Source organism: Cyanobium sp. NS01, from assembly GCF_014280235.1.
GTDB lineage: Bacteria > Cyanobacteriota > Cyanobacteriia > PCC-6307 > Cyanobiaceae > NIES-981.
In genome coordinates this window covers 2,568,555-2,593,519 of the sequence record NZ_CP047940.1, presented here as the reverse complement: position 1 = coordinate 2,593,519, position 24,965 = coordinate 2,568,555, and the positions used below count along the sequence as shown (strand labels likewise).

Here is a 24,965-nt window from a genome sequence, read left to right as displayed (position 1 = left end):
TCATTGGTCCTGGAGCGTGCTCCCAGGGCAGCTCCGCCAGGCGTGAATCAGCGGTGTTCGTCGCTGCCACCGGGCTGGTTGCTGTCTCTGCCTTTGCCCCGGCGGCCCTGTGCTGGAACCCCCTGCTGGCCACAGATCCTGCCCTGCGCTGCCGCCTGCCGCACGCCCCTGCCGGTGCCATTGATCACTCCAGCTGATCAGACCGGCCGGGGAAGCCTGGGATGCCGATGCCGACATTTCAGCCGCAATGCGGCTTTTCCCATTAAAAAGACACGCTCCTGTTCTCTCGTGAATGATTCCCCTGCCCACGCTGCTGATGGAAATCGGCAGTCACCAGGCGGAAGTGGCTGAAACCCTGATCGGGGTCGGCCGCTTTCTCGTCATTTTTGTGGCCGCTCGAGCCATCGCTGAGGTGATGGTGCGGCTCCAGCTCCCCACCATCCTCGGCGAACTCGTGGCTGGCGTGCTCATCGGCGCCAGCGGCCTGCATCTGATTCTGCCCCCCGAGGCCCAGGCGGAACTCAGTGGCGCGGTGCTGAACCTGGTGGGCTCCCTGGCCGATGTCTCTCCCGAAACGGTGGACTCCATCTACCGGGAAACCTTCCCCAGCCTTCAGGCTGTGTCGCAGCTCGGCCTGTTCGCCCTGCTGTTTCTCACAGGCCTCGAGAGCGAGCTCGACGAGCTGGTGGCGGTGGGGCTTCAGGCCAGCACGGTGGCGTTCACCGGGGTGGTGCTGCCCTTTGCCCTCGGCACCGTTGGCCTCTATTACTTCTTCCATGTGCCCCTGATCCCGGCGGTGTTCGCCGGCGCGGCGATGACGGCCACCTCGATCGGCATCACGGCCAGCGTGTTCGGTGAGCTGCAGTGGCTGAAGCGCAAGGAAGGTCAGATCGTGATCGGTGCCGCCGTGCTCGATGACATCCTCGGCATCGTCATCCTGGCCGTGGTGGTGTCTCTGGCCGGCGGTGGCGCTTTCACCGTGGGTCCGTTGCTCAAGCTCTGCGCGGCGGCTGTGGTGTTCGTGGCGGCGGCGCTCTTCCTCAGCCGCACGGCCGCCCCGGGCTTCGACTGGGTGGTGGACCGCCTCAAGGCACCCGGCGATGTGGCGGTGGCCAGCTTCGTGGTGCTCACCCTGTGCTGCTTCGCGGCCCAGGCGATCGGTCTGGAAGCGGCCCTGGGAGCCTTTGCCGCAGGCCTGATCCTCAGTGCCTCCAAGCACACCCATGACATCGACACGGCGGTGAAACCTCTGGTGGCCCTCTTCGCCACGGTGTTCTTCGTGCTGATCGGCACCGGCATGGACCTCTCGGTGCTCAACCCCTTCGATCCGGCCAACCGCGAAGGGCTGATCGTGGCCATGTTCCTGCTGGTGGTGGCCGTGGCCGGCAAGGTGGCGGCGGGCTGGTGTTACACCAGCAAGGAACCCACCAACCGCCTGGTGGTGGGTCTGGGGATGATGCCCCGCGGCGAGGTGGGCCTGATCTTCCTCGGGCTGGGCACCCAGGCCAACATCCTCACCCCGTCCCTGGAAGCCGCCATCCTGCTGATGGTGATCGGCACCACCTTCCTGGCCCCGATCCTGCTGCGGGTGGTGATCAGCTCCCAGGCCGAACCGGCCACCCAGCCCGGCTGAGCTCCATGGGCTCCCTGTCGCCCTATGCGGGACGCAGGGTCTGCCTCACCACGCGCCATGGCAAGGAGCGGGCACTGGCCAGGCCCTTCCTGCATGGGCTCGGCGCCATCCTGGAGGTGGCGCCCTGCGACACCGACCAGCTCGGCACCTTCAGCGGTGAGGTGGAACGGCTGGGCGACGCCCGCGCCACCTGTCATCGCAAGGCCCTGCTCGGTCTCGAGGCCAGCGGCCTCAGCCTCGGCCTGGCCAGCGAGGCCAGCTTCGGCCCCCATCCCGCCGTGCCCCTGCTCTCGGTGGGCCAGGAGCTCTTGCTCTTCGTGGACCTGGAGCGGGGCCTCAGCGTGCTGGAGCAGCGCCTCGATCTGGCCACCAGCCTGGCCCGCCGCAGCCTGGAACCCGGCGAGCTCGCATCAGAGGGCGTTCAGGCCTGGCTGGCCCAGGTGCGCTTCCCCAGCCATGCTCTGATCGCCCGCCCGGCCGAAGGCCATCCCGGCCCATGCCTCAAGGCCATCCGCACGCAGGCGGAGCTGGAGGACGCCCTGGCCCGCTGCGCGGCGGCCAGCCCTGAGGGGCGCGTCTGGCTCGAAACCGACATGCGCGCCCACTGCAACCCCACCCGGATGGCGAGTATCCGGCGGCTGGGTTTCCAGCTGGTGCGCCGCCTGGGGCGGCCTTGCCCCGCCTGCGGGGCCCCTGGCTGGGGGCTGCAGGCGACGCTGCCCGGCCTGCCCTGCAGCTGCTGTGGCACGGCCACGGCCCTGACAGCCCAGGAGCGCTGGGGCTGTGCCGCCTGCCCCCACACCGAGCTGCGGCCCCGGCGCGACGGCCTGCAGCAGGCCGATCCAGGCCATTGCCCCTGGTGCAACCCCTGACGCTGAGGGGCAGCTGAGGGGGGCGGGATTGTGCGTGGCTGAGGCACGGATCGCTGTGGTTGAAGCCACCGTCAACCACTGCCGATTACGCCGGCTTATGCATCCAATCGGGGATCCTGCGCGTGTCAGTTGGCACATTTCCTGACAGAGGCTTTAAGGTTTGCGGACCCAAATTTGAACAACATTCTTTTTATGACTGCACCAGGTTGAATCACACGATGCGGTTTGCCTGGGTTGATCAAGATCCCTGGTTAACCACAGTTGAGTCATCACAGCTCAGCGGCACATCGTTGTATCGCTGAGCTGCAATCCGCTGCCGCTTTATCTCTCCATCGTTCTCCTTCGCCATCATGTCCGTCTCCATGTCAAGCCGTTGTCTGCGCCTCAGCCTCCGGGCCGGCGAGACGCTTCCCGCCAATCTCTGCTGGCGCGTGGAAAAGGGCTACGTCTGGCTTGCCCGCTGGGTTCCCGGCTGCGATCCCCTCACCCTGGGCGTGTGGGGCCCGGGCGAGATGGTGATGCCCGCCCTGATCGGTCTGCCTTCGATCGAATTGCGCTCCCTCTCCCCCGTGGTGGTGGTGGAAGAAGCAGACACCACCGTGCCGATGGAGCGCAGCTTTCTGGAGGATCAACTGCGGCAGGCGGCCCTGCTGCTGCTGCTCAGCCGCGTACGCCCCGCCGAGGCTCGCCTGCTGCAATTGCTTGACTGGTTCGGCACCCGTTTCGGCACGATGACCACCAAGGGCGTGCGGCTCTGCTTCGGCGAACGCCCTCTGACCCACCAGCAGCTCGCCGACATCGCCGGCATGACCCGGGTCACCGTGACCAAGGCCCTCACCCAGTTCCGCCAGTCCGGCGTGCTCTCCAGTGATGGCAACGGTGGACTGTTGCTGCGGGTGCCCGCCTCCGAACTCTGGGGCGAGGAGTGATCAGCCGCTGAAGCCCGCTGTGGGGTCGAGCCGCTCCCCGATCCAGGCCACCGGCAGCATGGCCAGCATCGCCAGGCCGCACAGCAGCCATTGGCTGCCGCTGAGGGGCGCGGTGGCAAAGAAGCGGTTCATCCAGCTCCACTGGCTGAACAGCAGCTGCAGCAGCAGAGCCAGGCTGATGCCGCCCACCAGCACCGGCACCCGCCGCCACTGGCGCCAGCCGCCACGGCTGGCCTGGCTCAGACAGATCAGATACACCACCTGGGCCAGCACCAGGGCCTGAATCGCCATCGTGCGCGCCAGCTCCAGGCTGGCCCCAGACCTGGACACCTGCAGAAACACCCCGAAGATCAGCAGCCAGTAGAAGGCGGACACCAGCAGCACCCGGCGCACCAGACGGCCGCTGAGCAGGGGCTCGCCGGGCGGCCGCGGCGGCTGGCTCATCAGGTGCGGCGGCTGGGGCTCGAAGGCCAGGGGCACCGACAGGCTGAGCGAGCACACCATGTTCAGCCACAGCACCTGCAGCGCTGTGACCGGCAGCTGCAGGCCGAGCAGCGCCCCCAGCAGGATGGTCATCGAGGCACCGCCATTCACCGGCAGCACGAAGGCGAGCGCCTTGCGCAGGTTCAGGTACACGGCCCGGCCCTCTTCCACAGCCGCTTCGATCGTGGCGAAGTTGTCGTCGGTGAGCAGCATGTCGGCGGCTTCGCGGGCCACTTCGGTGCCGCCTTCGCCCATGGCGATGCCGATGTCGGCCTGCTTGAGGGCCGGCGCGTCGTTGACGCCATCGCCGGTCATCGCCACCACGGCGCCGCCGGCCTGCAGCGCCTGCACCAGGGCCAGCTTCTGGGCCGGCGCCACCCGGGCGAACACATCGCTCTGCTGCGCCAGCTGACCCAGCTGTTCGGGGGGACAGTCCTCCAGGGCGCGGCCCTCGATGGCCCGCACGGCGCCACCCCGGCCCAGCCCCAGCTGCGTGGCCACCCAGCGGGCGGTGTCGCGGTGGTCGCCGGTGATCATCTTCACGGTGATGCCGGCCTGCTGGCAGGCCTGCACGGCGGCGCGCGCCTGCGGACGTGGTGGGTCGAGCATGCCCTGCAGACCCAGGAACACCAGGCCGCCGCTGCACTGCTGCGGGCGCAGCTGCCGCTGGTGGAGGGCGGCCTGCCCGGAGGCGAAGGCCAGCACCCGCTGCCCGGCGCCGGCCATGGCGGCCACGGCGGCGCTGATGGCCGCGCCATCGAGGGGCTGGGGCTCGCCCGCTGCCGAGAGCTGCCTGTCGCAGCGGGCCAGCACCGCCTCCAGCGAGCCCTTCACCAGGATGCGCCCATCGCCATGCAGGGTGGCCATGAACTGGTGTTCCGAGGCGAAGGGAATCACGTCCAGGCGAGGCTGGCGCTGCAGGCAGCCCTGCCGATCCAGACCGGCCACGGCGGCCGCCTGCAGCAGGGCTGTCTCGGTGGGGTCCCCCACCAGGCCCTCATGCTGGCTGGGCCGGGCGTCGTTGCAGAGCATCCCGGCCAGCAGGGTGTCGCGCAGGGCCAGGTTGTGCTCGCTTCCCGCCAACTGATCAAGCGGCCAGCGCTCCCCGCCGGCATGGATCTGCTGCACCGTCATGCGGTTCTGGGTGAGGGTGCCCGTTTTGTCGGAGCAGATCACCGTGGTGCTGCCCAGGGCCTCGACGGCCGGCAGCTTGCGGATGATGGCGTTGCGGCGGGCCATGCGGTTCACGCCGATCGCCAGGGTGATGGTGACGATCGCCGGCAGTTCCTCCGGGATGGCGCCCACGGCGAGGGCCACGGCGCCATCGAACATCTCGGCGGCGGCCCGGCCCCGGGCCAGCCCCACCAGAAAGGTGACTCCCGCCAGGGCCAGCACCAGCTGCAGCAGGGTGTGGGTGAAGCCCCGGAACTGGCGGGTGAGGGGAGTGCTGAGGCTGGTCTGGTCGGCCAGGGAACGGGAGATGTGGCCCACCTCGGTGGCGTTGCCGGTGGCCACCACCAGGCCGCAGGCCCGGCCGGCCGTCACCAGGCTGCCCGCGTAGGCCATGCCGTGGCGCTCCGCCAGAGGCGCCCGCGGCTCCACCGGCGTCGTGGCCTTGCGCACGGGCATCGACTCACCCGTGAGCGCCGATTCATCCACCTGCAGCTGCTGCACCGTCAACAGCCGCAGGTCGGCGGGCACCTTGCTGCCGGCCTCCAGCTGCACCAGATCCCCCGGCACCAGCTGTTCGGAGGCCAGCCGGGCGGGCTGCCCACCGCGCACCACCTCGACGCTGGTGCGCACCGAGCGGGCCAGGGCCGCGATGGCCGTCTCGGCGCGATTTTCCTGCACATCGCCGATCACGGCGTTGATCACCGTGACGCTCCAGATCACCCAGGCTTCGCTCACCTCGCCCAGCAGCAGCTTCACGGCCCCCACCGCCAGCAGGGTGTAGAGCAGGGGATCGTGGAACTGGCCGAGGAAGCGCAGCCAGCCGGGCCTGCCGCGCCGCTGGCTGAGCTGGTTCGGGCCCCAGCGCTGCAGCCGTTGCGCCGCCTCCGCGCCCCTCAGCCCCCGCACCGGGTCGCTGCCGAGGGCGTCGATCAGCTCTGCAGCGGCGGTGCTGTGGGCCTGATCGAGCAGCTCGGGGGGCTGACCGGCCGAGGGAGCAGTTGGCGGCACGGGCACGGCAGGGCGAGCTTCACCAGTGTGCTCAGATTGCCCGCCTGGCCGGCAGCATGGGTCCACAGCCAAGAACCCCGCCGCCGCCGATGACCTCCTCTCTGGTGCTTCTGGGGGACAGCCTGGTGGATACGGGCAACACCACCGCCCTGGCCAGGCTGGTGGGGCAGGATCCCTTCGCGGACCGCATCTACAACCGTGGCGGTAACCGCAAGGCCTCCGATGGCCCGGTGCTGGCTGAGCAGATTGCCCGCCGCCTCGGGGCCAGGCTGAGCTCCACCACCCGGGTCAACCTGCTCAGCCTGCCCCTGCAGCGCCTGGCCGGTGGCTTCGACAGCAGCACCCAGCTCTGGAACTTCGCCTATGCGGGCGCCAACTCCGGCCTGAGGGGCTCCCGCCGGGCCGCCCTGGCCCGCTTCCCGCTCGGGCTCCGCTCCCAGGCTCGGGTGGTGGCGGCCAATGCGCCGCGCCGCGCCAATGTCGATGCCCTGATCGTGGCGGGCAGCAACGACCTGCTGGATCTGGTCGATCGCCCCGGCCGGGTGTTGCGGGCGCTGCGCAGTGCGGGCCGCCGGGATGACCGGCGCTTGAGCCGCCAGCAGGCCCGCCGGATCGTGGCCAACACCCGCCGGGCCGTGGACACGATCAGCGGCAACCCCAGCAGGGGCGGCTTCGCCATCGATGAGGTGGTGATTCTGGGGCTGGCGCCCCTGAGCCAGACCCCCGCGGTGAAAGGGGTGGCCGCCGGGTTGCAACCCGCCCTGGGCCGGGGCCTGCGCCGCTTCGTCGACCAGACGGCCCGGCGGGTCAACCGCCAGCTCGCGCGCCGCTACAACGCCCCCCGCCGCGACGATGGGGTGGAGGTGATCGATGGCTTCCAGGTGTGGAACAGCGTGGCCTCACCCAGGTTTCTCGATGACGTGCACCCCACGGCACGCACTGCTGGAAAGCTGGCCGACGCCGTGGTGGATCGGATTGCCCGCTCAGCTGACCTCAGCAGCTATGGCTTTTCGGCCTGAGGGCCCAGCGGTCTGGCGCCAGGGGAATGGACCACCCGCTGCGGGAATGGAATCTCGATCCCGTGCTCCTGGAACGCCCGCCATACGGCGGCATTCACGGCACTGCTGATGCTGAGGTTGCTCAGGGGATCCTCCATCCAGAAGCGCAGGGCGTAGTTGATCGAGGAATCGCCGTAGGCCAGCACCAGTCCCTTGGGGGGGGATCGGCGAGAACCCCAGGCACCTGCTGGGCCGTGGCTTCCAGCACGGCCATCACCGCCACGGGGTCGTGGCGGTAGGCCGCACCCACGAGCACCTGGCCGCGGCGGAGATGGTCGGTGCCGGTGTAGGTGGTGGTGGTGGTGGTGAAGAAGGTCTGGTTGGGGATCACCAGCTCGGCGTTGTCGCGGTCGCGCCAGAGCACGGCGGCCCGCAGGCCGAGGCTGCGCACCTCGCAGGGGTCGCCGTCGATGAACAGGATGTCGCCCGGCCGCACCGAACCCTCGAACAGCAGCCAGAGGCCGCTGATGAAGTTGGAGAACACCTCCTTGATCCCGAACCCCAGACCCACGGACAGGCCCCCGGCCACCGCCAGGATCCCGGTGCGGTTGAAGCCCACATGATCGAGGGTCCAGATGATGCCCAGCGCCACGATCGAGTACTGCAGCACCAGGGCCAGGGCGCGCCGGCCGGTGTCGCTGATGCCCACCAGGCGCTGCACCAGGCGGGCCACCCCCTGGGTGGGAGGCCCTGAGCCCATCAGCAGCACATAGAGCACCAGCAGGGCCACGAACAGCTGGCCGGCGGTCACGTCGGCTCCGAACCAGGAGCCCACCTTGATCAGGGCCAGGTTGCGCGGTGAATCCACCAGCTCCACCACCACCAGGAAGGCCACCAGCAGGAAGAGCGGCCGCAGCAGCCCGGTGTCGAGCTGGTGCAGCTGGCGGGCAGGGATCCGGTGCCGCAGCCGCAGGCGCAGCAGGGAAAGACCGAACCAGCCAGCGATCAGCAGCAGGCTCACCGTGAGCAGGAGATAGGGCCTGCCCAGCAGGCCCAGCAGCAGAGCGAACAGGGCCAGGCTGCCGAGCAGCGCCGACCGCCGGATCCGCAGCACCTTCGGGTGGCCCTTGAGCCGGCGGCCGATCACCTTGTAGCCCGCCACCCCCAGGCCCACCCCCAGCAGCTGCAGCAGCACGTCCGGGCGGCCGAGATAGCCCACCCATCCGGCGGTCTGGAGCAGGAGCTCATTCATGGGGCAGGCGGCGCATCGCCGCAATCAGGGCCCGGGCGGCCTCGGGAGGGTTGAGCTCCCCGTAGCGGAATCGGGTCAGGATCCGGTTCAGGGGTTTGCGCTCGGTGCGCAGGGCGATCAGGGACTCGGTGAGCTCCTGGGCGGCGCTGGCCTCGGCCTGGGCCGCGATCAGGGCGGCGAGATTGGCGGAGCTGGCGGTCGGCAGGGTCGCGGCGCGGCTCACCGGCAGCAGCCCCTGAGTCCGGATCGTGAAAGCGCGCTGCACCGGTGGATTCAGGCTGAAGCGCACCAGGGCCTGGGCCGCCTTGTGCTGGTTGGGGCTGGAGTTTCTCCCGAAGGCCCACACCCGCACGATCGAGATGGGCGTGGCCTGGCCGCCGGGGCCGGAAGGAAGCGGAGCCAGGCCAAGCTTGGCCCCCAGGCTGAGGCGCAGCTGGGAGGCGTCCCGGCTGTGGCAGGGGATCCAGTCGAACCGGCCCATGCGCAGGCCTTCCACCAGCTCGCCCTGGGATCCCACCAGGGTGATGCGCTGCTGGAGATCGGCGTTCCGCAGCCAGCCCAGCCAGGTCTGGATCGGGCCGATCTGCTCAGGATCCACCGGCGCGCCGCTTCTCACCTGGGCAATGCTTCGCAACGCCCCCAGGCTTCCCAGCGTCCAGGTGAGATTGATGATGTCGAGGTCCAGGCCGAAGGTGTGGCCCCGGCTGCTCGCCTCCAGCAGGGCCGTCATCGTCCCGGGGGACTGGGGCAGCCGGCTCCGGTCGAAGCAGGCGAGCTGGGGCTGCAGGCCCACAGGCACGGCGAACCACTGGCGTGGACCCGCCTGCACGTAGGGGATCACCTCAGGCTTCAGCAGACCCCTGGCAGGGTTGGGATCGCTGATCGGTGTGGTGAGCTGCCGCTCGTACAGACGCTCGGCGGTGATGCCGTCCACCAGCATCAGGTCGGGGGCCAGGCCGCTGCGGGTGCGCCGCTCGATTTCCCGTACGAAGCGCTCGTTGTTGAAGACCATCAGCTCGAGGTGCACCCCGGGCTGCACATCGCGGAACGATGTCTGCAGCTGCCTCAGCTGGGTGCGCATCTGCTTCTGCCGCTCGAGCTCGGTGGCGAGATCCGGCACCGTTTCGAGGCCGACGGCGATGTAGAGGATGGTGCCCCGGGAAGGGCCCTGCCCCTCCTCCAGGCCTGGGACGCATCCGCTCAGCAGGGGCAGGAGCGCGGTGGCGCAGCAGGCCAGGGAAACCGTGCGGCGGCGCAGCGTCGTTCGCGGGCGGCGGGGAGGCAGGGCAGCAGGCACCGTGGGGGCTCAGTCCTCCGGGTAGAGCAGGCCGTCGAGCTCTTCGGGGTCCACGTCGTAGACGCGGGCCAGGGTGGTCTCGATGGCGCTGGTCACCACGTCGGGCAGGAAGCGCATCGCATTGATCGCGTCATCGGCGATGTCGTCGGTGAGCAGGGGGTCACCACCCAGCTTCTCGTCGTTGATCACGGCCATCACCCAGCTTTGATAGGCGGTGACCAGATCGGCGAACTCGAGCTCCGGGTCGTTCAGATCCAGGGCCATTGGGCGTCTCCAGGGACGTTGCCTCTGCAGTTTGCCCACTGGCGAGGATGGCGCAGCCCTTGTTCCCGGTTGTCCTGACCGTGACCATGCCCGAACCCGCTGCCCAGCCCCCTCGCCAAAGCGCTCCTGAGGCGACCCGGGGCCGGCTTGCCGCGTTCGCCATCGGCGAGCTGGTGCGCCAGCACCGCAGCAGCTTTGCGCCGCTCTGGAGCACTGAGAGCTGGGTGAAACTGCTGATCTGGCTGGCACTCAACTGCGGCTGCAGTGGCGACGAGGCCGGGCTGCGGACCTTTCGGGCCTGCCTCGATCCGGCCCTGAGCCGCCGCCTGCGGCAGCAGTTCTTCACGCGGGAGCTGGAGCTCCTTCAGCTGCAGGTGGTGGCCGATCCCGCCGAGGGGGCGGCGCTGGTGCTGCCGCTGGCCCCCGGCGGCGCCCCCGTTGATCTGCAGCGGGCGGCGGCGGCCGTGGCCGCTGCGGGCCTGGAGGCCCAGCTGGTGGCCGATCGCGGGCGCTGGAGCAGCCTGGAGGGCGCGGTGGCCATTCCCTGGCAGCTGCCATCGCCCGCCGCCACGCCATGACCCTGATCGCCACCTACACCAACCCCGGCTACAGCGCCCTGGCCGATGCGGTGATGGCCTTCTTCGAGCGGCGCAGCGACCTGCAACGCCCCGGGGTGGCCTTCGGGCCGGAGGCTGGGCCCGAGGCCGCGCCCGCCAAGGTGTCCACCGACATCAGCCTGGTGGCGATCGACCCCAGCGATCCGGAGGCCTTCGCCCTGGCCGAGGTGATCCTGCGGGGGGTGACGGCCGGCCTCAACCAATACCTGAGGGAGCGGCCGCTGCTGCGCCAGTGCTGCCCGGAGCAGGCCCTGTTCGTGAACCCGATCTTCAACCTGCAGCGCTACGCCCCGGGCGAGGCCTTCCACGCCTGGCACTGCGACTGGACCCTCAGCGAGGAGGACACCGAGCCGAACCGACGTGTGCTGGCCTGGATCCTCTACTGCAACAGCCTGCCCGAGGGGGGCACCGAGTTCCACTGGCAGGGCCACCACGAGCAGGCCGAGGCGGGCAAGCTGCTGCTCTTCCCCGCTGGGCTCTCCCACATCCACCGCGGCCGGGTGAGCCACGACCACAGCAAAACGATCGCCACCGGCTGGATCAATGCCGGCACCCTGGAGGCCTACGTGGCTCGTCTGGCGGCGAAGTGACGGAGATGACCAGGCGCGATTCAAGGCCGGTGAAGTTTGTGGCAACGCTCAGCCCAACCCCTCAACTGTCTGCTCGCAACGACCCAGCTCCACCTCCAGCAAAGCCAGCAGGTCCTGTCGCGGAGCCGGCAGGGGAAAGGGTCCCTCCTCATAGCGGGCCTCCACCGCAAACACCTGCAGCGCCAGCAGCACTCCCTCCAGGGGCTGTTGCGCCAGCACCGCCAGATCAGCCAGATCGTGCGCTCTTGGCGGCTGGCGATCGGCCAGCACGATCCAGGCCTTCAGGAGCTTCTCAAGGGCCTGCTGCGCCGTGAAGCCCCAGTCCTCTTCTGGGTAGGCGGGATCCAGGCCGAAGCGCAGGCTGCGCAGATGCCGGCGCACGATCGCCAGCAGCAGCCGCGCGTCTTCAGCCGGCGACATGCAGCACCCTCCCCTCCCGGGCAATATCCCCGAACACATGCCAGCGGGAGCCGCTCAGTCGCTCAGCGTCGGTGCTGCCGGCCACCACCAGGTCCACCCCCACCCCCAGCAGGCCGATCCGCTCCCGGAACCGGTGCCAGCAGGAGGCCTTCTCGGTCGGTGTGAGCTGGGGCTGGCGAACGATCACGGCCAGATCCAGGTCGGAATCGGCATGGGCGTGGCCCCGTGCCCGCGACCCGAAGGCCAGCACGGCCTGCACATCCGGTTCCGCGCAAAGCCGCGCCAGGGCCAGGCCGCAGAGGTGCGGATCCAAGCCCGGACCCAGATCCACCAGCGGCTGCAGCGTCCGCCTCTGCCGCCACGGGATCGCCGGCGGCTGAAAGGGCTGGGCAACGGCGCTTGCCATGCGGCAATGCTATCGGCACTCCCTCGTCCGCAGCCTGGCCCGCTGCTCGCATCCCAGGTTCTGCGCATTCCTGCTTGAGGTGCCGGTCACGCTTCCCCAGAACCGCGGCCAGGCGGCCGGCGAACCGCTTTGAGACCATGGGGCCATCGCCAGTGCACCGTTTCCATGGCTGAGGCCACCCCAGCTCCTGACGGCGCCCTGCCCAAGACCTACGACCCTGCCAGCACCGAAGCCCGCTGGCAGGCCGCCTGGGAAGCCGCCGGCGCCTTCCATCCCGATCCGGAGGCCCCGGGTGAGCCGTTTTCGGTGGTGATCCCGCCGCCGAACGTGACCGGCAGCCTGCACATGGGCCACGGCTTCGAGACGGCCCTGATCGACACGATCGTGCGCTTCCAGCGCCTGCAGGGCAGAAACGTGCTGTGCCTGCCCGGCACCGACCACGCCTCGATCGCGGTGCAGTCGATCCTGGAGAAGCAGATCAAGGCCGAAGGCGGCAGCAAGGACGATCTCGGCCGCGACGCCTTCCTGGAGCGGGCCTGGAGCTGGAAGGCCGAGAGCGGCGGCACGATCGTGGGCCAGCTGCGGCGCCTGGGCTACTCGGTGGATTGGCAGCGGGAGCGCTTCACCCTCGATCAGGGCCTGAACAAGGCGGTGGTGGAGGCCTTCGTGCGCCTGCACGACCAGGGCCTGATCTACCGGGGCGAATACCTGGTGAACTGGTGCCCGGCCTCGGGATCGGCGGTGAGCGATCTGGAGGTGGAGATGAAGGAGCTCGACGGCCACCTCTGGCACTTCCGCTACCCCCTCAGTGGCGGCGCCGACCATCTGGTGGTGGCCACCACCCGCCCCGAAACGCTGCTGGGCGACACCGGCGTGGCCGTGCACCCCGACGACCCCCGCTACGCCGCCCTGGTGGGCCGCACGCTCACCCTGCCCCTGGTGGGCCGCGCGATCCCGATCGTGGCCGATGAGCACGTCGATCCGGCCTTCGGCACCGGCTGCGTCAAGGTGACCCCCGCCCACGACCCCAACGACTTCGCCATCGGCGCCCGCCACGGCCTGCCCCTGATCACGGTGATGGCCAAGGACGGCACGATGAACGCCGCCGCCGGCCGCTTCGCCGGGCTGGATCGCTTCGAGGCGCGCAAGGCGGTGGTGGCGGCGATGGAGGCCGAGGGCTTCCTGGTGAAGGTGGAGCCCCACCGCCACAGCGTTCCCTTTTCCGATCGCGGCAAGGTGCCGGTGGAGCCGCTGCTCTCCACCCAGTGGTTTGCCAGGGCCGAGCCCCTGGCGGCCCGCTGCCGCGAGGCCCTCGATGGCGGCGCCCCCCGCTTCGTGCCACAGCGCTGGGAGAAGGTGTACCGCGACTGGCTCACCGACATCCGCGACTGGTGCATCAGCCGCCAGCTCTGGTGGGGCCACCGCATCCCCGCCTGGTTCGTGGTGAGTGAAACCGGCGGCGTGATCACCGAGGCCACGCCCTATGTGGTGGCCCGCGATGACGCCGAAGCGCGCCGCCAAGCCGAGGACCAGTTCGGTGCGGCGTCGCGGGCCGCCGGGCGGCCGTTGCAGTTGGAGCAGGACCCCGACGTGCTCGACACCTGGTTCTCCAGCGGCCTCTGGCCCTTCTCCACCCTGGGCTGGCCCGATGAGAGCGCCGCCGATCTGGCCACCTGGTATCCCACCAGCGTGCTGGTGACCGGCTTCGACATCATCTTTTTCTGGGTGGCGCGGATGACGATGCTGGCCGGCGCCTTCACCGGCCGCATGCCCTTCCGGGACGTGTACATCCACGGCCTGGTGCGGGATGAGACCAACCGCAAGATGAGCAAATCAGCGGGCAACGGCATCGACCCGCTGCCCCTGATCGAGCGCTACGGCGCCGATGCCCTGCGCTTCGCCCTGGTGCGAGAGGTGGCCGGAGCCGGCCAGGACATCCGCCTCGACTACGACCGCGCCAGTGGCAGCTCAGCCACGGTGGAGGCGGCCCGCAACTTCGCCAACAAGCTCTGGAACGCCACCCGCTTCGCCCTGCTCAACCTGGGCGGTGAAACCCCGGCCAGCCTCGGCGAGCCCGATCAGGCCGCGTTAAGCCTCGCCGACCGCTGGATCCTCTCGCGCCTGGCCAGGGTGAACCGCGAAACCGCCGAGCGCTACGGCAGCTACGGCCTGGGCGAAGCGGCCAAGGGGCTCTACGAGTTCGCCTGGAATGAGGTGTGCGACTGGACGATCGAGCTGCTCAAACGCCGCCTCAATCCCCGGCCCGCCGTTGAAGGGGAGCCCCTCAGCGCCGAAGCGCTGGCCGACCAGCGGGTCGCCCGCCAGGTGCTCGCCAAGGTGCTCGCCGAACTGCTGGTGCTGCTGCACCCGCTGATGCCGCACCTGAGCGAAGATCTCTGGCACGGGGTCAGCGGCGAAGCGGAAGGCCGCTTCCTGGCCCTGCAGAGCTGGCCCGCCGTGAACGAAGCCGCCCTCGATGACGGCCTCGAGGCCCAGTTCGCCGAGCTGATCGAGGCGATCCGGGTGGTGCGCAACCTGCGCGCCGTGGCGGGGCTCAAGCCCTCCCAGAGCGCTCCGGTGGTGTTCCTCACCGGCCGGCCGGAGCTGGCGGCGGTGCTGCGCCAGGCCACCGGCGACATCACCGCCCTCACCCGCGCCGCCTCGGTGGAGGTGCGCGATCCGGGCACCGCGGCAGGCGATGCAGCTGAAGCCCAGGCGGCGGGGCCCCAGCGCTGCCTGGCGGCCGTGAGCGGGGAACTCCAGGTGCTGCTGCCGATCGAGGGCCTGGTGGACCTGGCCGCCCTGCGCGGCCGCCTGGAAAAGGACATCGCCAAGGCCGAGAAGGAGATCAAGGGCCTGGCCGGTCGCCTCGCCAACCCCAACTTCGCCGGCAAGGCGCCGCCTGAGGTGGTGGCCGAGTGCCGCGCCAACCTGGCCGAGGCCGAAGCCCAGGCCGCGCTGGCGCGGGGACGGCTGGAGGGCTTGGGCTGAAGCGGGCTGGATCAGTAGCGCATGCGCCAGCTGACGATGCGCCCGTCTTCGACGCGGAACAGGAAGTCTGCCCGGCTCGTATAACCCCTGCTGTTGTACTGGCCGGTCACCACCACGTCGTTACCCGTCACAACCACCTGCGGGTCGTTCACCCGTCCGCCCCGCTCGATGATGTCACTGTCGAGCCAGCGGAAAAAATCCTCGCCTGATTTGGCGGGACCATTGCCATAGGCCTGGGAGGCGTTGGCGGCGAACAGGGCACGGATCCGTGCGGGATCGTTGCTGGTCATCGCTTCCAGCAACTGGCGCACCACCGCCCCTGGATCCGACGGGAGCGCCTGGGCCAGTGGAGCCCCGGGGGCAGGATCAGACGCGGCCGAAGGTGGTTGGGCGCGGCCACATTGGGGGATGGCGGCGAAGACGAGCATGCCGGCCAGGGTTGCCGGCCAGACGCTGCAGAACTGCTGACGCATGGGATGAATCCTCAACGGGTGGTGTAGCCGCCGTTGGCGAAGATGGTCTGGCCGGTGATCCACCAGCCCTCGGTGGCCAGGAAGCGCACGATCGGGGCAATGTCTTCGATCTGGGTGAGTTGATTCCCCATCGCCTGGGACTTGTGGAATCCCACCCGTTCGGGCGTTTCCTGACCATAGAAGAAGGGTGTGTCCATGGGTCCGGGGCCCACCGCCGTGACCGAGATGCCGCGGGCGGCAAATTCCTTGGCCGCGGCTCGGGTGAAGTGCTCCACCGGCGATTTACTGCCCGCGTAGGTGGAGTACCCGTCGGTGAAGGCCGCCAGCAGCGAGGTCACGATCGTGATGATCTTGCCGTTGTCGTTGAGCTGACGTCCTGCTTCTTTGATGAAGAAGTACGCGGCCTTGGCGTTGATGTCGAACATCGTGTCGTAGTCCGCCTCGGTGGTGTCCACGATCGGTTTGCGCAGCACCATGCCCGCGGTGTTCACCGCCACATCCACACCACCAAAGCGATCCCTGGCCTGCTCGAACACCCGCTGAACCGTTGCTGGTGCTGTGAGATCGGCCTGGATGGCGAAGGCCTCACGGCCCAGATCCTGAACGGCCTGCACGGTGGCTTCAGCCTGCTGTTGAGCGGCCTGGCTGTGGTAGTGCACCACAATGTTGGCCCCACGGCTGGCGAAGTCGCGGCTGAGTAAGCCTCCTAAGTTCTTGGCGCCACCGGCGATCAGCACGACGGCGTTCTTGAGATCACAACTGGACATGGCGATTCCGCTGACGACGCCAACCTAGTTAGTTGACAGGAATAGGGGTAGTGGGGAGAATGTCATTTACAAATTGCGCTGAGTGCAAGAAGCATGCACAGCCTGCAGCAGCTCTTTCTTCAGATCGTCGAGGCGGGCAGCTTCAAGCAGGCGGCCGAACAGCTGCATCTGGAGCCCTCATCGCTCAGCCGCAAGATGGCGGCCCTCGAGAAACGCCTCAAGGTGAAACTGCTGCACCGCTCCACGCGCCACACCCGGCCCACCAACCTCGGGCAGCGCTACTACGACGGCCTGCGCCAACTGCTGGATGAAGAGATTGCCCTGGAGGAGGAACTCACCAGCGGTGTTGAGCTGCTCAGGGGCACCCTCAGGGTGAGCGCGCCGGTGGATTTCGGCGCTGAATTCGTGGTTCCCGTCGTCCAGGAGATGCTGCAACGGGCACCGGAGCTCTCTGTGGAGCTGCTGTTCAGCAGCCACTTCGCCAATCTGGTGGAAGACAACATCGATGTAGCCGTCCGCATTGGAACGATGCCGACCTCAAGCCTGATCGCCAGGCCGATCGGCGTGGTTCCCCGCGTGCTTGTGGCCAGCGACAGCTACCTGAAACGCCATGGTGCCCCCGAAGATCCCGCCGACCTCAGCGACCACAACTTCATCCTCTATTCCCCCGTTCAGGCCAGAAGCGACGTTGTGTTTGCCGATGGCCGCAGGTTTTCCCACACCCGGATGCGCAGCAACATCACCGTGAACAGCGTCAACGCCATCCGTCAGTTGGTGCGGGATGGCGTGGGCGTTCACCTCGGGCCCGCCTGGGTGTTCCGCGAAGCCCTGGCCCAGGGCGAGGTTCGCCGCCTGCTGCCCGCCCACCCCCTGCAGAGCTTCCCGGTGCAGGCCGTGCATGTCGAGCGGGCCTACAGGCCAAGAAAGACCGAGGAGTTCATCCACCAGTTGGCGGCCTATCTGCACGGCCATCTCTGCGCAGAGGCCTGAGCAGCCAAGCTGATCAAGACTTCAGCCAGGCCCAGGCGTCAGCTTCCTGCTCGGCGCTGAAGTGGCGCATGCTGATCGGCAGCATGGAGCCCATCATCTGCGTCAACGTGCCCAGCCAGCCGGGTCCCCCGACGATGGCGTAGCGGCGCACGTGGCCGATGGCCGTGAACTTGGCAGAGAGCAGAGAGGTGTTGGTGAGCAAGGTGGGCACGATGCCGTGGAACCTCTTGATGCGCGCCAGCAGGTCGACCTGCTCCTGTTGGGTGAACATCTTGTTCAACACCGGCATCACGGTGTCGATGTCGTCTTCGCTGATGGTGCCATCCAATTCGTAGGCGATGAGGCTAGGGCTGCCCGTCTCGATCAGCGTCAGGGCTGGTTTCGGCGCGGGCGCGATCGGAGGCCGTTCGGCCGCGAAGGCCACGGCGGCATCCATCGCTTCGGGGGCGAACATCCTTATGTCCACCATCGGCATCAAGGCGTGCACCAGAGACATCAAGGCCTGCATGAACTGCTTGGTCGAGATGATGGCCATGCGCGGCACCCGCGCCATCTTGTCGAGCTGGCTGAACTCGAAGCGGGCGTCCGCGGCCATGGCATCGGCTGTCATGTCCGACCACTGCGCCATGTCCACGATCAGATTGACGCGATCCTGGCTGGCGAAGGCCGCTTCAAAGGCTTTCTCCATGGTCTGAATATCGGCTTTCTCTACCAGCCCCTCAAGGCGCACACTCAGGACATGGGCCTGACTGCTGTCGATGCTGATCATGGGAGTTCTCCTGACGTCTTGACTTGGCCATGCTGAAGTTGCCGCTCTCAAGATCGCTGGCGAACCTGCGAAAGCATCTGGTACTTCTTGGAGGTAACTTTTTCTTGGAAAACCTATTTTAGAGGTGTCGGTTGGAGGAAGCCTCAAGCGGCCTCGCATCGATTCATTCCTTCATGCTTCTGGGGGAATACCGGCTGGCGACCATGGCTGCGGCTCCAACCCCCTGGGCAGATACAGCGGGTGCATGGGATGGCCATCCCGGCTGAGGCGCAGGCAGTGCAGGCCTGTCAGCATCGCCGCCACTGCGGCAGCACGCCCCTTGTACTGGCCGCCTACGCCCCAGGCGGCCAGCTTCAGGTCTGCCGCCTGGGCCATCGCCCGCAGCTGCCGGTCGTTGTCAGGTCCCACGGGATCGGCAGCAGCCTTGATGGCGGCCGGTTGGGTGGCCCGCAGGGCGAACAGGTTGGTGAGGCAGAGAGCCCCGAAGCCCCAGTCGCGGGCGTAACCGAGACAACGCCGCAGGGTGGGATCGTCGCGCACGGCATCGGCGCTGCTGGGGTTGAGACCGATCACCATCAGCACGCCGCCGCTGGCCTCCCAGCGGCGCCAGAGGGTGTAGCGGTAACGGCCACAGGGGCTGAGAAGGGCGCTCCTCTCCATGGCGCCATCCTCTTGGCTCCGCTGCCGCGGCAGCCCCTCGATGCTCAGGGCTCCGGGGGGGGGGCGCGGCGGTCCACCAGCGCCTGCAGCGCTGCTTCCAGGGCCGGTGGCAGTTGCAGCCGCAGCCCCTCCCCACCCAGGTGCAGGTCCCGTTGCGGGAAGGGCACGGTGATCCCCTGGGCCCGCAGGATCGCCTCGATGCGGAAGTTGAGGTCGCTCACGATCTCGTACTGGCGGCGGGGCTCCCGGGTCCACACCAGCAGGGTGAAGTTGAGGGAGCTATCCCCGAAGCTGCTGAAGAACACCTGGGGTGTCGGCGTCATCAGCACGGCCCGGTTGCCCTGGCAGGCGGTGATCAGGGCGTCGCGCACCGCCGAGGTGTCGGAGCCGTAGGCCACCCCCACCGGCACCTGCAGCCGCGACACCGGACTGCCGTGGCTCCAGTTCACCACCCGCGATTCGAGGAATTCCGAATTGGGCACGATGATCGTCACCCCATCCAGGGTGGTCACCTTGGTGCTGCGCAGGCCGAGGCTGTCGACGCTGCCCTGCAGGTCGCCGATCTCCACGAAGTCGCCCACCTGGATCGGTCGCTCGAAAATGATGATCAGGCCGCTGAGGAAGTTCTTGGTGATCCCCTGCAGGCCGAGGCCCACCCCCACCCCAAGCACGCTGGCGAACAGCGTGAGGGAGGTGAGATCCAGCCCCCAGAGCTGCAGCAGCACCAAGGTGCCCACCAGCAGCAGGCCATAGCGGGCCACAAAGGCCACGGCCTCCTGGCCGCCGGCGCTCATGCCCGTGTAGCGCAGCACCCGTTTGCGCAGCAGGCTTTGCAGCACCCCTACGGCCTGGGTCAGCGCCACGAACAGCAGCAGCAGCACCGCCACGTCCTGGAGGGAGTAGCTGCGCTGCCCCAGTGGCAGGAACGGGGACCCCAGCCAGCTGCGCGTGGCGGCCACCAGGCCGGCGCTGAGCCGGCGGCTGGCGGGGAACAGATCCATCGCGGCCGCCGCGGCTGCCACCCACACCCCGGCCTGAAGCAGTAAGAGGGCCGCGCGCAGCAGGAACCGGCTGGAGCGGTCGCGGCGCTCGCCCTCCATGCCCAGGGGCACCAGGGCCCGGGGAAACCAGCGCTGCCACAGACGCCGCAGCAGCAGGTGCAGGCCCAGGGCCGCCAGCAGGATGGCCAGGGCCACCGGCAGCATCCGCACCAGGTGTTCGGGGCGGCGCTCCCGCCGGGCGGTGGCGATGGCCTGCTCGAGTTTTCGTTGCCAGAGTTCGGCCTGATCCCGGGCCTCGAGGCCCTCGGCCACGTCCCGCTCGGTCACCGTCACCAGGGTGCGGCCGTTGAGGCTCAGCACCGGCAGGTTGTTGGTCTGGCGCACCTCCAGCTTCACCGGCCCGCCGGAGGCGATCGCCTGCTCCAGCCGCTCGTTCACGGTGTCGCTGCGCTGCTGGGCGCTGAGCGTGCGCGATGGCCAGAGTTCAAACAGCCGGCGGCCATCCAGCACGATCGGGGCGGAGCTGGCGGCAGGGTTGGCTCCTGCCCCCAGCTCCGCCAGGGCCGGGAGCCCCAAGCCGGCTACCAGCAGCAGGCTCAGCACCAGGCTGAACAGTGGGCGGAGCAACCGGCTGAGCCATGGACCCGCCGCCGGTGCCGCCGGGCCCCTCCGCGCTGTCATGGCTTCTCGGCACTGCGATCAGGTTAGGAACCCAACCGGCAACCCCCGGCAGGCCGGGGCCAGCGCACCACCGTTGACTTCAGCAACCGGGCCGCTGGTCGCTAGGGAAGCCATCGGCCGCACCCTGGGACTCAGGCCCATCCGCACCAGCGGCCAAGCCCAGCGGCATGGTCACCGGCCGACTGCATCGACACCCAGACCCTCCGCCGGGAGTAGGCCGATGCCAAGGCCTTTCAGAACACCGAGAGCAGCCTGTGGCTGCCGCGCTCCTGGTTGATCGAACACCGCCTCAGGACACACTCAGCCCTTGCCTGACGCTCACCTCAGCAGCAGCTCAGAGAGCGGCTTTGCTGAACAACCGGCTGAGACACAACACCTCGGCAACTCTGCAACAGTTGCAGAAGTGGTGCCTGTGCAGAAGAACGATGCCGCCGGTTCCTCCCAGCCAGGCTTGCCCCGACGGCCCGGAGTTGCGGCCTGGGCCGCCCCACGCTGAGGACGGCCAGGCGGTGCTGCTTCAGTTCGGCAGCCAGCCCGACCGCGGCCTGGAGGCCGCCGAGGTGGCCCGCCGGCAGGGTGGTCACCTTGGTGCTGCGCAGGCCGAGGCTGTCGACGCTGCCCTGCAGGTCGCCGATCTCCACGAAGTCGCCCACCTGGATCGGTCGCTCGAAAATGATGATCAGGCCGCTGAGGAAGTTCTTGGTGATCCCCTGCAGGCCGAGGCCCACCCCCACCCCAAGCACGCTGGCGAACAGCGTGAGGGAGGTGAGATCCAGCCCCCAGAGCTGCAGCAGCACCAAGGTGCCCACCAGCAGCAGGCCATAGCGGGCCACAAAGGCCACGGCCTCCTGGCCGCCGGCGCTCATGCCCGTGTAGCGCAGTACGCGGCTGCGCAACAGCTGCAGCACCAGCCACACGGCCCGCACCAGCAGCGCCACCAGAATCACCACATCCAGCAGCGAATAGCTGCGCTCCCCCAAGGGCAGGAAGGGCACCGCCAACCAGTGGGTGGCTGTCTCCACGGCGGTGCTCAGCAGGCGCCGGCTGAGGGGGAACTGGTCACTGATTCACACCAGAGCGGCGATCCACACGCCGGTCTGCAGCAGCAGCAGAGCCGCCCGCTGCAGGAAGCGGCTGCCGCGGCGCTGCCGCTCCCCCTGACCCTCGCTCTGGAGGGCCCAGGCGTCGGGGAAGCGGCGCCGCCAGAAGGTCTGCAGGGCCCAGTGGCTGGCGGCGGCCAGGGCCAGCACCGCCAGTAGGGCGGGCAGCCGGCGGCGCAGGTGGTCCGGGCGCCGTTCGGCCCGGGCGCGGGCCAGCGCCCGCTCCAGCTGCTGCCGCCAGGCCTCGGCCTGTTCCATGGCCTCCAGGCCCTCCGCCACGTCGCGCTCGGTGACCCTGAGCAGGGTGCGGTCGTTGAGCACCAGCACCGGCAGGTTGTTGGCGCGGCGCAGCTCCAGGGTCAGCGCCCCCTGGGCTTCCGCTGCCTGTGCCAGCTGCTGGTTGATGGCCTCACTGCGCTGCTCGGCGCTGAGGTTGCTGGAGGGCCAGATGCGGAACAGTTTGCGGCCGTCCAGTTCGATGGTCGCCGCGGTGCGCTCCTCCACCGTGCCGCCCACCGCCGGGGGGCCACCGACTGGGCCCGGACCGCCCCCGCCGGGCCGCCGTTCCCCAGCGGCGCCGGCAGCAGGGGCAGAGCCACGCTGAGGACCAGGGCGAGCAGGGCGGCCAGCAGTGGCGATCGCCAGGGCGCGCGCGGGGTGGAGCGGCGGCGGGCAGGCCTCATGGCGGCGGGCATGGGGGTGCAGGCTAGGCAAGGGGTCCGCTGCCCATCAGGGCCCCGCCGCAACGGATGGCCCCCCCGATCAGCTTGATCAGCTGCTGCCCCTGCTGCGCTCTCCCCTGGGAGCGGTGGCCTTCGTGCCCCTCTACGCCCTCTGGGTGACGCTGCTGCTGCCGGGGGTGTGGGCCTCGATGCTGGCCGGGGCCCTCTACGGCCCCTGGTGGGTGAGCCTGGTGGTGCTGGTGGGGGCCAGCCTGGGGGCCGAGGCCGCCTTCCTGCTGGGCCGGGGTTGGCTGCGGGAGTGGGCCCGCCGGCGGCTGGCATCGGCACCGAAGCTCCAGGCGATCGAGCGGGCCGTGAGCCGCGAAGGCCTGCGGCTGGTGCTGCTCACCCGCCTGTCACCGGCCTTTCCCTTCTCCCTGCTCAACCTCGCCTACGGCCTCAGCGACGTGAGCCTGCGCGACTATTCGATCGGCCTGATCGGCATCGTGCCCGGCACGGTGCTGTTCTGCAGCCTCGGGGGCCTGGCCGGCGATGTGGCCCGCTTCGGCGAGCTGCTGAGCGGTCGGGCCGACGCCACCACCTGGGCCCTGCGGCTGGTGGGGGTGGCCGCCACGGCGGGCGCTGGAGCCGGTGGAGGGCCCGGACAGAAAGCCCCCCATCGAAGGGGCTGAGCCAGGGGCTGATCAGCCCTGGGGCTGAGGCCTTCCGGTCTCAGATGATGGGATCAAGGGTTTGGTAGAGGTTGGCGTTGGCCAAATCACTGTTGAGGTAATCGACTCCGTTGCCGTTGTTGAGCAACGCGCCGAAATCGAGCAGCTCCACGGAATTGGAGTTGAACTCACTGCTCACCCCCAGCAGCAGCCGGCCGGTTGGGCTCTCTCTAGCTTCGATCACCTCCAGACCCTCCGGGCTGCGGCTCACCTGCTGGTAAGTGACGAAATCGACGTCGCTAGTCTCTGAGACGTCATATACCACCAGAAGGCCCCCCTGGGTGATCTCATCGGGTGCATCACCGGCATCGGTGCGCTCTAGGGAGCCCACGAGATAGCGGGAACCCCGATAATTCACCACCGACACCGATTCGGGCTCTACGCCCTTGGCATCGCTGCGCCCGTCGTCGTAGATGCCAGCGAACTGAGCGATGTTCTGCAGGCTTGTATTGTAGGATGTGCCGTTGATGCTGTCGGTCATCCAGCTGTCCCATAACAGCTGGCCGGTGATGCCGTCGTAGATGCTGAGGCTGCGGGAGCCAAAGCTTACCGGGGTGCCTGAAGGTGGGGCGCCGGATGTGTCCTCGAAGCTGAAGTCGTTGCTGGCATCAGCGTCGCCGAGGGCATTGCTCAGCACCAGGGCCCGATCGCGGTTGTTGCCGTCGACGATCAGATCGAGCCTTTCCGGAACTTTGACATAGCCAAGGCTGCTGTTACGCCGCGCATCTTCGAAATCACCATATTCGCGGCCGTCGCCCTCGTTGGCGGTGGCGAAGTACACTGAGCGACCGGCTTCCCAGGCCGCCAGGCCATCCGGTTGGCGGAGGCCAACCACCAGCTGTCCGGTCTTGGGCTCGAAACCGTCGTCTCTGTCATCGAGGTCCACCGACACCTTGCTGTAATTCACCCAGCCCAGGCCGATATAGGCGTCCACTTTGTTGGTGTCCAAATCGATACGGGCCACCGTGTTGGTTTCCTGCAGGGTCACAAACAGGTAGCTGCCGGCCGCCGCCACGTACTCTGGTTCGGCGTCCTGGCCGAAGCTATCGGTGACGCCGGGCTGATTGCCCCCGAAGCGGATACCCGAGCCCAGCAGCTCCACGTCTGAATTCAGATCGGGCAGGGCAATCTCGATTTCCTCGAAGTTCTTGTTTCTGCCCTTGCCGCTGAGTTCGATGATCGACACGCTGCCGACCGGATCGACGCTGTAATCGGCATTGGGTTCGCCCTCGTTGGCAACATAGAGTTGGCGGCCGTTGCGGCTGAACGCCGTGCCGTCGCTGAGGAAGCCGGTGCTCACTTCACCAAGTTCCTTGAGCTTGCCGCGGGGGTTGATGCTGAAGAAGCGCACCAGGCTCTCCGGCGTGGGATCGGTGTTCCCGTCGGCACCGGAGTCGCCGTAGCCGTCGGGTGTGGCGGCTACGGCGAACAAGTTGCCGAAGGCGGCGATGGAGGTGGTTTCGAAGCCGGCGAAGTCGAGCTGATCGGCCATCACCGGATCGGCCGAATTGCTCCAGTCGGTGAGGCTCACCAGATTGCTGCCGCCGCTGGAGAGGGTGAAGAGCTTGTGGCCGATGAACACCGAGGCGCTGATTTCCGCCACCAGTCCATCGTCGTCGCCGCTGGGGTCCTGGGAGAACGGCGTGAGGTCGATGCGGCCCACCAGTGGCATGGCCGGTTCAATCCAGGGGCGTTGCCTGAACAATTTTTTGAAGAAGGCGGAAATGGAGGTGTTCTTGAAGCTGGCGAAGCTGACGTCCTCGGAGAACAGGGTGTCGTTGGTCAGGCTGGTCAGCGGCATGGACGGTTCCATCTCGGGACTTCGGCCGCGGTTGCGGCTGCCGAGTAGGGATCCCAGGGGCGGCACGAGGAAGGTTGCTGCCATTGGTAGCGTGCGCTATCGAACTACCCGAAACACTCTCACCTCTCACTGTGTGAGGGGTTAAGGGGCGATGAAGCCAGCCGAACGCGTCTGTTAAAGAGTGCTGCTGGGTTCAGACGCGACCTAGGGCAGCCGCCAGTCGCGGATCGCCGCGATCAGCACAAACCACCCCAGCCGCACCCAGGCCAGCGGGCCGGAGCGGCTGGCCAGCTCGGCGTACCTGGCGCGGCCGCAATCGGTCTTGATCCAGCGCGGCGCCTGGGCTGGTGCGGGAGCGTTGGGGGCGTCCATGGCTGCGTCTCCGCTGGGCCGGTGG

At 68.6% G+C, this 24,965-nt stretch carries 25 protein-coding genes; 9 read left to right on the top strand and 16 right to left on the bottom strand.

Annotated features, from left to right (window positions below; translation table 11 throughout):
- Positions 1–292 precede the first annotated feature (292 nt).
- From CyaNS01_RS13545 to CyaNS01_RS13535, 3 genes are all read left to right on the top strand, one after another.
- Entirely contained in the window at positions 293–1,633 is a 1,341-nt protein-coding gene (locus CyaNS01_RS13545; RefSeq protein WP_186697607.1) for a cation:proton antiporter, read from the top strand.
- A gap of 5 nt (positions 1,634–1,638) precedes the next feature.
- Positions 1,639–2,505, top strand: coding sequence for a DUF6671 family protein (locus CyaNS01_RS13540; protein ID WP_186697605.1), 867 nt, complete (start codon positions 1,639–1,641; stop codon positions 2,503–2,505).
- Between the two features lie 350 nt (positions 2,506–2,855).
- Positions 2,856–3,434 (top strand): Crp/Fnr family transcriptional regulator, encoded by a 579-nt coding sequence (locus tag CyaNS01_RS13535; protein WP_186697603.1) that lies wholly within the window; start codon positions 2,856–2,858, stop codon positions 3,432–3,434.
- On the opposite strand, the gene CyaNS01_RS13530 is transcribed toward CyaNS01_RS13535, so the two are convergent.
- Positions 3,435–6,098, bottom strand: coding sequence for a cation-translocating P-type ATPase (locus tag CyaNS01_RS13530; protein ID WP_370561604.1), 2,664 nt, complete (start codon positions 6,096–6,098; stop codon positions 3,435–3,437). It abuts the gene before it with no gap.
- A gap of 89 nt (positions 6,099–6,187) precedes the next feature.
- On the opposite strand from CyaNS01_RS13530, the gene CyaNS01_RS13525 reads away from it, so the two are divergent.
- Positions 6,188–7,117, top strand: a complete 930-nt coding sequence (locus tag CyaNS01_RS13525; protein ID WP_186697602.1) for an SGNH/GDSL hydrolase family protein — start codon at positions 6,188–6,190, stop codon at positions 7,115–7,117.
- On the opposite strand, the gene CyaNS01_RS15015 is transcribed toward CyaNS01_RS13525, so the two are convergent.
- From CyaNS01_RS15015 to CyaNS01_RS13510, 4 genes are read right to left on the bottom strand one after another with little or no spacing between them, the layout of a single operon-like run.
- Positions 7,099–7,302 carry a hypothetical protein gene (locus CyaNS01_RS15015; protein WP_370561603.1) on the bottom strand — a complete coding sequence of 68 codons (204 nt, stop codon included), beginning with the start codon at positions 7,300–7,302 and terminating at the stop codon, positions 7,099–7,101. The two genes, CyaNS01_RS13525 and CyaNS01_RS15015, sit on opposite strands and share 19 nt — an antisense overlap.
- Positions 7,239–8,348: a mechanosensitive ion channel family protein gene (locus tag CyaNS01_RS15010; protein ID WP_370561602.1), complete on the bottom strand. Its 1,110-nt coding sequence runs from the start codon at positions 8,346–8,348 to the stop codon at positions 7,239–7,241. The genes CyaNS01_RS15015 and CyaNS01_RS15010 overlap by 64 nt, the downstream gene beginning before the upstream one ends.
- The gene (locus CyaNS01_RS13515; protein WP_186697600.1) at positions 8,341–9,645 is read right to left on the bottom strand and encodes an extracellular solute-binding protein; all 1,305 of its coding nucleotides are present in this window, start codon (positions 9,643–9,645) and stop codon (positions 8,341–8,343) included. Before CyaNS01_RS13515 ends, CyaNS01_RS15010 begins: the two co-directional genes overlap by 8 nt.
- A 9-nt stretch (positions 9,646–9,654) precedes the next feature.
- Entirely contained in the window at positions 9,655–9,909 is a 255-nt protein-coding gene (locus tag CyaNS01_RS13510) for a hypothetical protein (RefSeq protein WP_186697598.1), read from the bottom strand.
- Positions 9,910–9,995: 86 nt separating this feature from the next.
- On the opposite strand from CyaNS01_RS13510, the gene CyaNS01_RS13505 reads away from it, so the two are divergent.
- Entirely contained in the window at positions 9,996–10,487 is a 492-nt protein-coding gene (locus tag CyaNS01_RS13505; protein ID WP_225875696.1) for a protein phosphatase, read from the top strand.
- Positions 10,484–11,116: a 2OG-Fe(II) oxygenase gene (locus tag CyaNS01_RS13500; protein ID WP_186697596.1), complete on the top strand. Its 633-nt coding sequence runs from the start codon at positions 10,484–10,486 to the stop codon at positions 11,114–11,116. Before CyaNS01_RS13505 ends, CyaNS01_RS13500 begins: the two co-directional genes overlap by 4 nt.
- 48 nt (positions 11,117–11,164) lie before the next feature.
- Here CyaNS01_RS13500 and CyaNS01_RS13495 read toward each other — a convergent pair whose 3' ends face one another.
- Positions 11,165–11,536, bottom strand: coding sequence for a HEPN domain-containing protein (locus CyaNS01_RS13495; RefSeq protein WP_186697595.1), 372 nt, complete (start codon positions 11,534–11,536; stop codon positions 11,165–11,167).
- Positions 11,523–11,942, bottom strand: a complete 420-nt coding sequence (locus tag CyaNS01_RS13490) for a nucleotidyltransferase family protein (protein ID WP_186697593.1) — start codon at positions 11,940–11,942, stop codon at positions 11,523–11,525. The genes CyaNS01_RS13495 and CyaNS01_RS13490 overlap by 14 nt, the downstream gene beginning before the upstream one ends.
- A 165-nt stretch (positions 11,943–12,107) precedes the next feature.
- On the opposite strand from CyaNS01_RS13490, the gene CyaNS01_RS13485 reads away from it, so the two are divergent.
- Entirely contained in the window at positions 12,108–14,933 is a 2,826-nt protein-coding gene (locus CyaNS01_RS13485) for a valine--tRNA ligase (protein ID WP_186697591.1), read from the top strand.
- 11 nt (positions 14,934–14,944) lie between these two features.
- Here CyaNS01_RS13485 and CyaNS01_RS13480 read toward each other — a convergent pair whose 3' ends face one another.
- Complete coding sequence (locus tag CyaNS01_RS13480; protein ID WP_186697589.1) at positions 14,945–15,406, bottom strand: nuclear transport factor 2 family protein; 462 nt, start codon at positions 15,404–15,406, stop codon at positions 14,945–14,947.
- 11 nt (positions 15,407–15,417) lie between these two features.
- Complete coding sequence (locus CyaNS01_RS13475; RefSeq protein ID WP_186697587.1) at positions 15,418–16,173, bottom strand: SDR family oxidoreductase; 756 nt, start codon at positions 16,171–16,173, stop codon at positions 15,418–15,420.
- Positions 16,174–16,266: 93 nt separating this feature from the next.
- On the opposite strand from CyaNS01_RS13475, the gene CyaNS01_RS13470 reads away from it, so the two are divergent.
- Entirely contained in the window at positions 16,267–17,163 is an 897-nt protein-coding gene (locus CyaNS01_RS13470) for a LysR family transcriptional regulator (protein WP_186697585.1), read from the top strand.
- 13 nt (positions 17,164–17,176) lie between these two features.
- Here the strand turns inward: CyaNS01_RS13470 and CyaNS01_RS13465 are convergent, their stop codons facing one another.
- The 5 genes from CyaNS01_RS13465 to CyaNS01_RS13445 form a co-directional block, all read right to left on the bottom strand.
- Positions 17,177–17,932, bottom strand: coding sequence for an STAS/SEC14 domain-containing protein (locus CyaNS01_RS13465; RefSeq protein WP_186697583.1), 756 nt, complete (start codon positions 17,930–17,932; stop codon positions 17,177–17,179).
- A 171-nt stretch (positions 17,933–18,103) separates the two neighbouring features.
- Positions 18,104–18,592 carry a DUF1643 domain-containing protein gene (locus CyaNS01_RS13460; protein WP_186697581.1) on the bottom strand — a complete coding sequence of 163 codons (489 nt, stop codon included), beginning with the start codon at positions 18,590–18,592 and terminating at the stop codon, positions 18,104–18,106.
- A 44-nt stretch (positions 18,593–18,636) separates the two neighbouring features.
- On the bottom strand, positions 18,637–20,220 hold the full coding sequence (locus tag CyaNS01_RS13455; protein ID WP_225875695.1) for a mechanosensitive ion channel family protein: 1,584 nt from the start codon (positions 20,218–20,220) through the stop codon (positions 18,637–18,639).
- Between the two features lie 377 nt (positions 20,221–20,597).
- Positions 20,598–21,296, bottom strand: a complete 699-nt coding sequence (locus tag CyaNS01_RS13450) for a mechanosensitive ion channel domain-containing protein (RefSeq protein WP_186697576.1) — start codon at positions 21,294–21,296, stop codon at positions 20,598–20,600.
- Positions 21,297–21,341: 45 nt separating this feature from the next.
- Positions 21,342–22,088: a hypothetical protein gene (locus tag CyaNS01_RS13445; RefSeq protein ID WP_186700895.1), complete on the bottom strand. Its 747-nt coding sequence runs from the start codon at positions 22,086–22,088 to the stop codon at positions 21,342–21,344.
- 61 nt (positions 22,089–22,149) lie between these two features.
- Between CyaNS01_RS13445 and CyaNS01_RS13440 the strand changes: the two genes are divergently transcribed.
- Entirely contained in the window at positions 22,150–22,728 is a 579-nt protein-coding gene (locus tag CyaNS01_RS13440; RefSeq protein WP_186700841.1) for a TVP38/TMEM64 family protein, read from the top strand.
- A 40-nt stretch (positions 22,729–22,768) separates the two neighbouring features.
- On the opposite strand, the gene CyaNS01_RS13435 is transcribed toward CyaNS01_RS13440, so the two are convergent.
- The gene (locus tag CyaNS01_RS13435; protein WP_186697574.1) at positions 22,769–24,568 is read right to left on the bottom strand and encodes a hypothetical protein; all 1,800 of its coding nucleotides are present in this window, start codon (positions 24,566–24,568) and stop codon (positions 22,769–22,771) included.
- 204 nt (positions 24,569–24,772) lie between these two features.
- On the bottom strand, positions 24,773–24,940 hold the full coding sequence (locus tag CyaNS01_RS13430; RefSeq protein WP_186697572.1) for a hypothetical protein: 168 nt from the start codon (positions 24,938–24,940) through the stop codon (positions 24,773–24,775).
- Positions 24,941–24,965: the final 25 nt, after the last annotated feature.

What these genes read in the sequence shown, in the direction of transcription:
- CyaNS01_RS13435 (WP_186697574.1), bottom strand. Translation starts at nt 24,568, where the DNA reads ATGCCGCTGACCAGCCTGACCAACGACACCCTGTTCTCCGAGGACGTC.
- CyaNS01_RS13545 (WP_186697607.1), top strand. Translation starts at nt 293, where the DNA reads ATGATTCCCCTGCCCACGCTGCTGATGGAAATCGGCAGTCACCAGGCG.
- CyaNS01_RS13460 (WP_186697581.1), bottom strand. Translation starts at nt 18,592, where the DNA reads ATGGAGAGGAGCGCCCTTCTCAGCCCCTGTGGCCGTTACCGCTACACC.
- CyaNS01_RS13485 (WP_186697591.1), top strand. Translation starts at nt 12,108, where the DNA reads ATGGCTGAGGCCACCCCAGCTCCTGACGGCGCCCTGCCCAAGACCTAC.
- CyaNS01_RS13470 (WP_186697585.1), top strand. Translation starts at nt 16,267, where the DNA reads ATGCACAGCCTGCAGCAGCTCTTTCTTCAGATCGTCGAGGCGGGCAGC.
- CyaNS01_RS13495 (WP_186697595.1), bottom strand. Translation starts at nt 11,536, where the DNA reads ATGTCGCCGGCTGAAGACGCGCGGCTGCTGCTGGCGATCGTGCGCCGG.
- CyaNS01_RS13490 (WP_186697593.1), bottom strand. Translation starts at nt 11,942, where the DNA reads ATGGCAAGCGCCGTTGCCCAGCCCTTTCAGCCGCCGGCGATCCCGTGG.
- CyaNS01_RS13475 (WP_186697587.1), bottom strand. Translation starts at nt 16,173, where the DNA reads ATGTCCAGTTGTGATCTCAAGAACGCCGTCGTGCTGATCGCCGGTGGC.
- CyaNS01_RS13500 (WP_186697596.1), top strand. Translation starts at nt 10,484, where the DNA reads ATGACCCTGATCGCCACCTACACCAACCCCGGCTACAGCGCCCTGGCC.
- CyaNS01_RS13510 (WP_186697598.1), bottom strand. Translation starts at nt 9,909, where the DNA reads ATGGCCCTGGATCTGAACGACCCGGAGCTCGAGTTCGCCGATCTGGTC.
- CyaNS01_RS13430 (WP_186697572.1), bottom strand. Translation starts at nt 24,940, where the DNA reads ATGGACGCCCCCAACGCTCCCGCACCAGCCCAGGCGCCGCGCTGGATC.
- CyaNS01_RS13480 (WP_186697589.1), bottom strand. Translation starts at nt 15,406, where the DNA reads ATGCGTCAGCAGTTCTGCAGCGTCTGGCCGGCAACCCTGGCCGGCATG.
- CyaNS01_RS13540 (WP_186697605.1), top strand. Translation starts at nt 1,639, where the DNA reads ATGGGCTCCCTGTCGCCCTATGCGGGACGCAGGGTCTGCCTCACCACG.
- CyaNS01_RS13525 (WP_186697602.1), top strand. Translation starts at nt 6,188, where the DNA reads ATGACCTCCTCTCTGGTGCTTCTGGGGGACAGCCTGGTGGATACGGGC.
- CyaNS01_RS13505 (WP_225875696.1), top strand. Translation starts at nt 9,996, where the DNA reads ATGCCCGAACCCGCTGCCCAGCCCCCTCGCCAAAGCGCTCCTGAGGCG.
- CyaNS01_RS13535 (WP_186697603.1), top strand. Translation starts at nt 2,856, where the DNA reads ATGTCCGTCTCCATGTCAAGCCGTTGTCTGCGCCTCAGCCTCCGGGCC.
- CyaNS01_RS13465 (WP_186697583.1), bottom strand. Translation starts at nt 17,932, where the DNA reads ATGATCAGCATCGACAGCAGTCAGGCCCATGTCCTGAGTGTGCGCCTT.
- CyaNS01_RS15010 (WP_370561602.1), bottom strand. Translation starts at nt 8,348, where the DNA reads ATGAATGAGCTCCTGCTCCAGACCGCCGGATGGGTGGGCTATCTCGGC.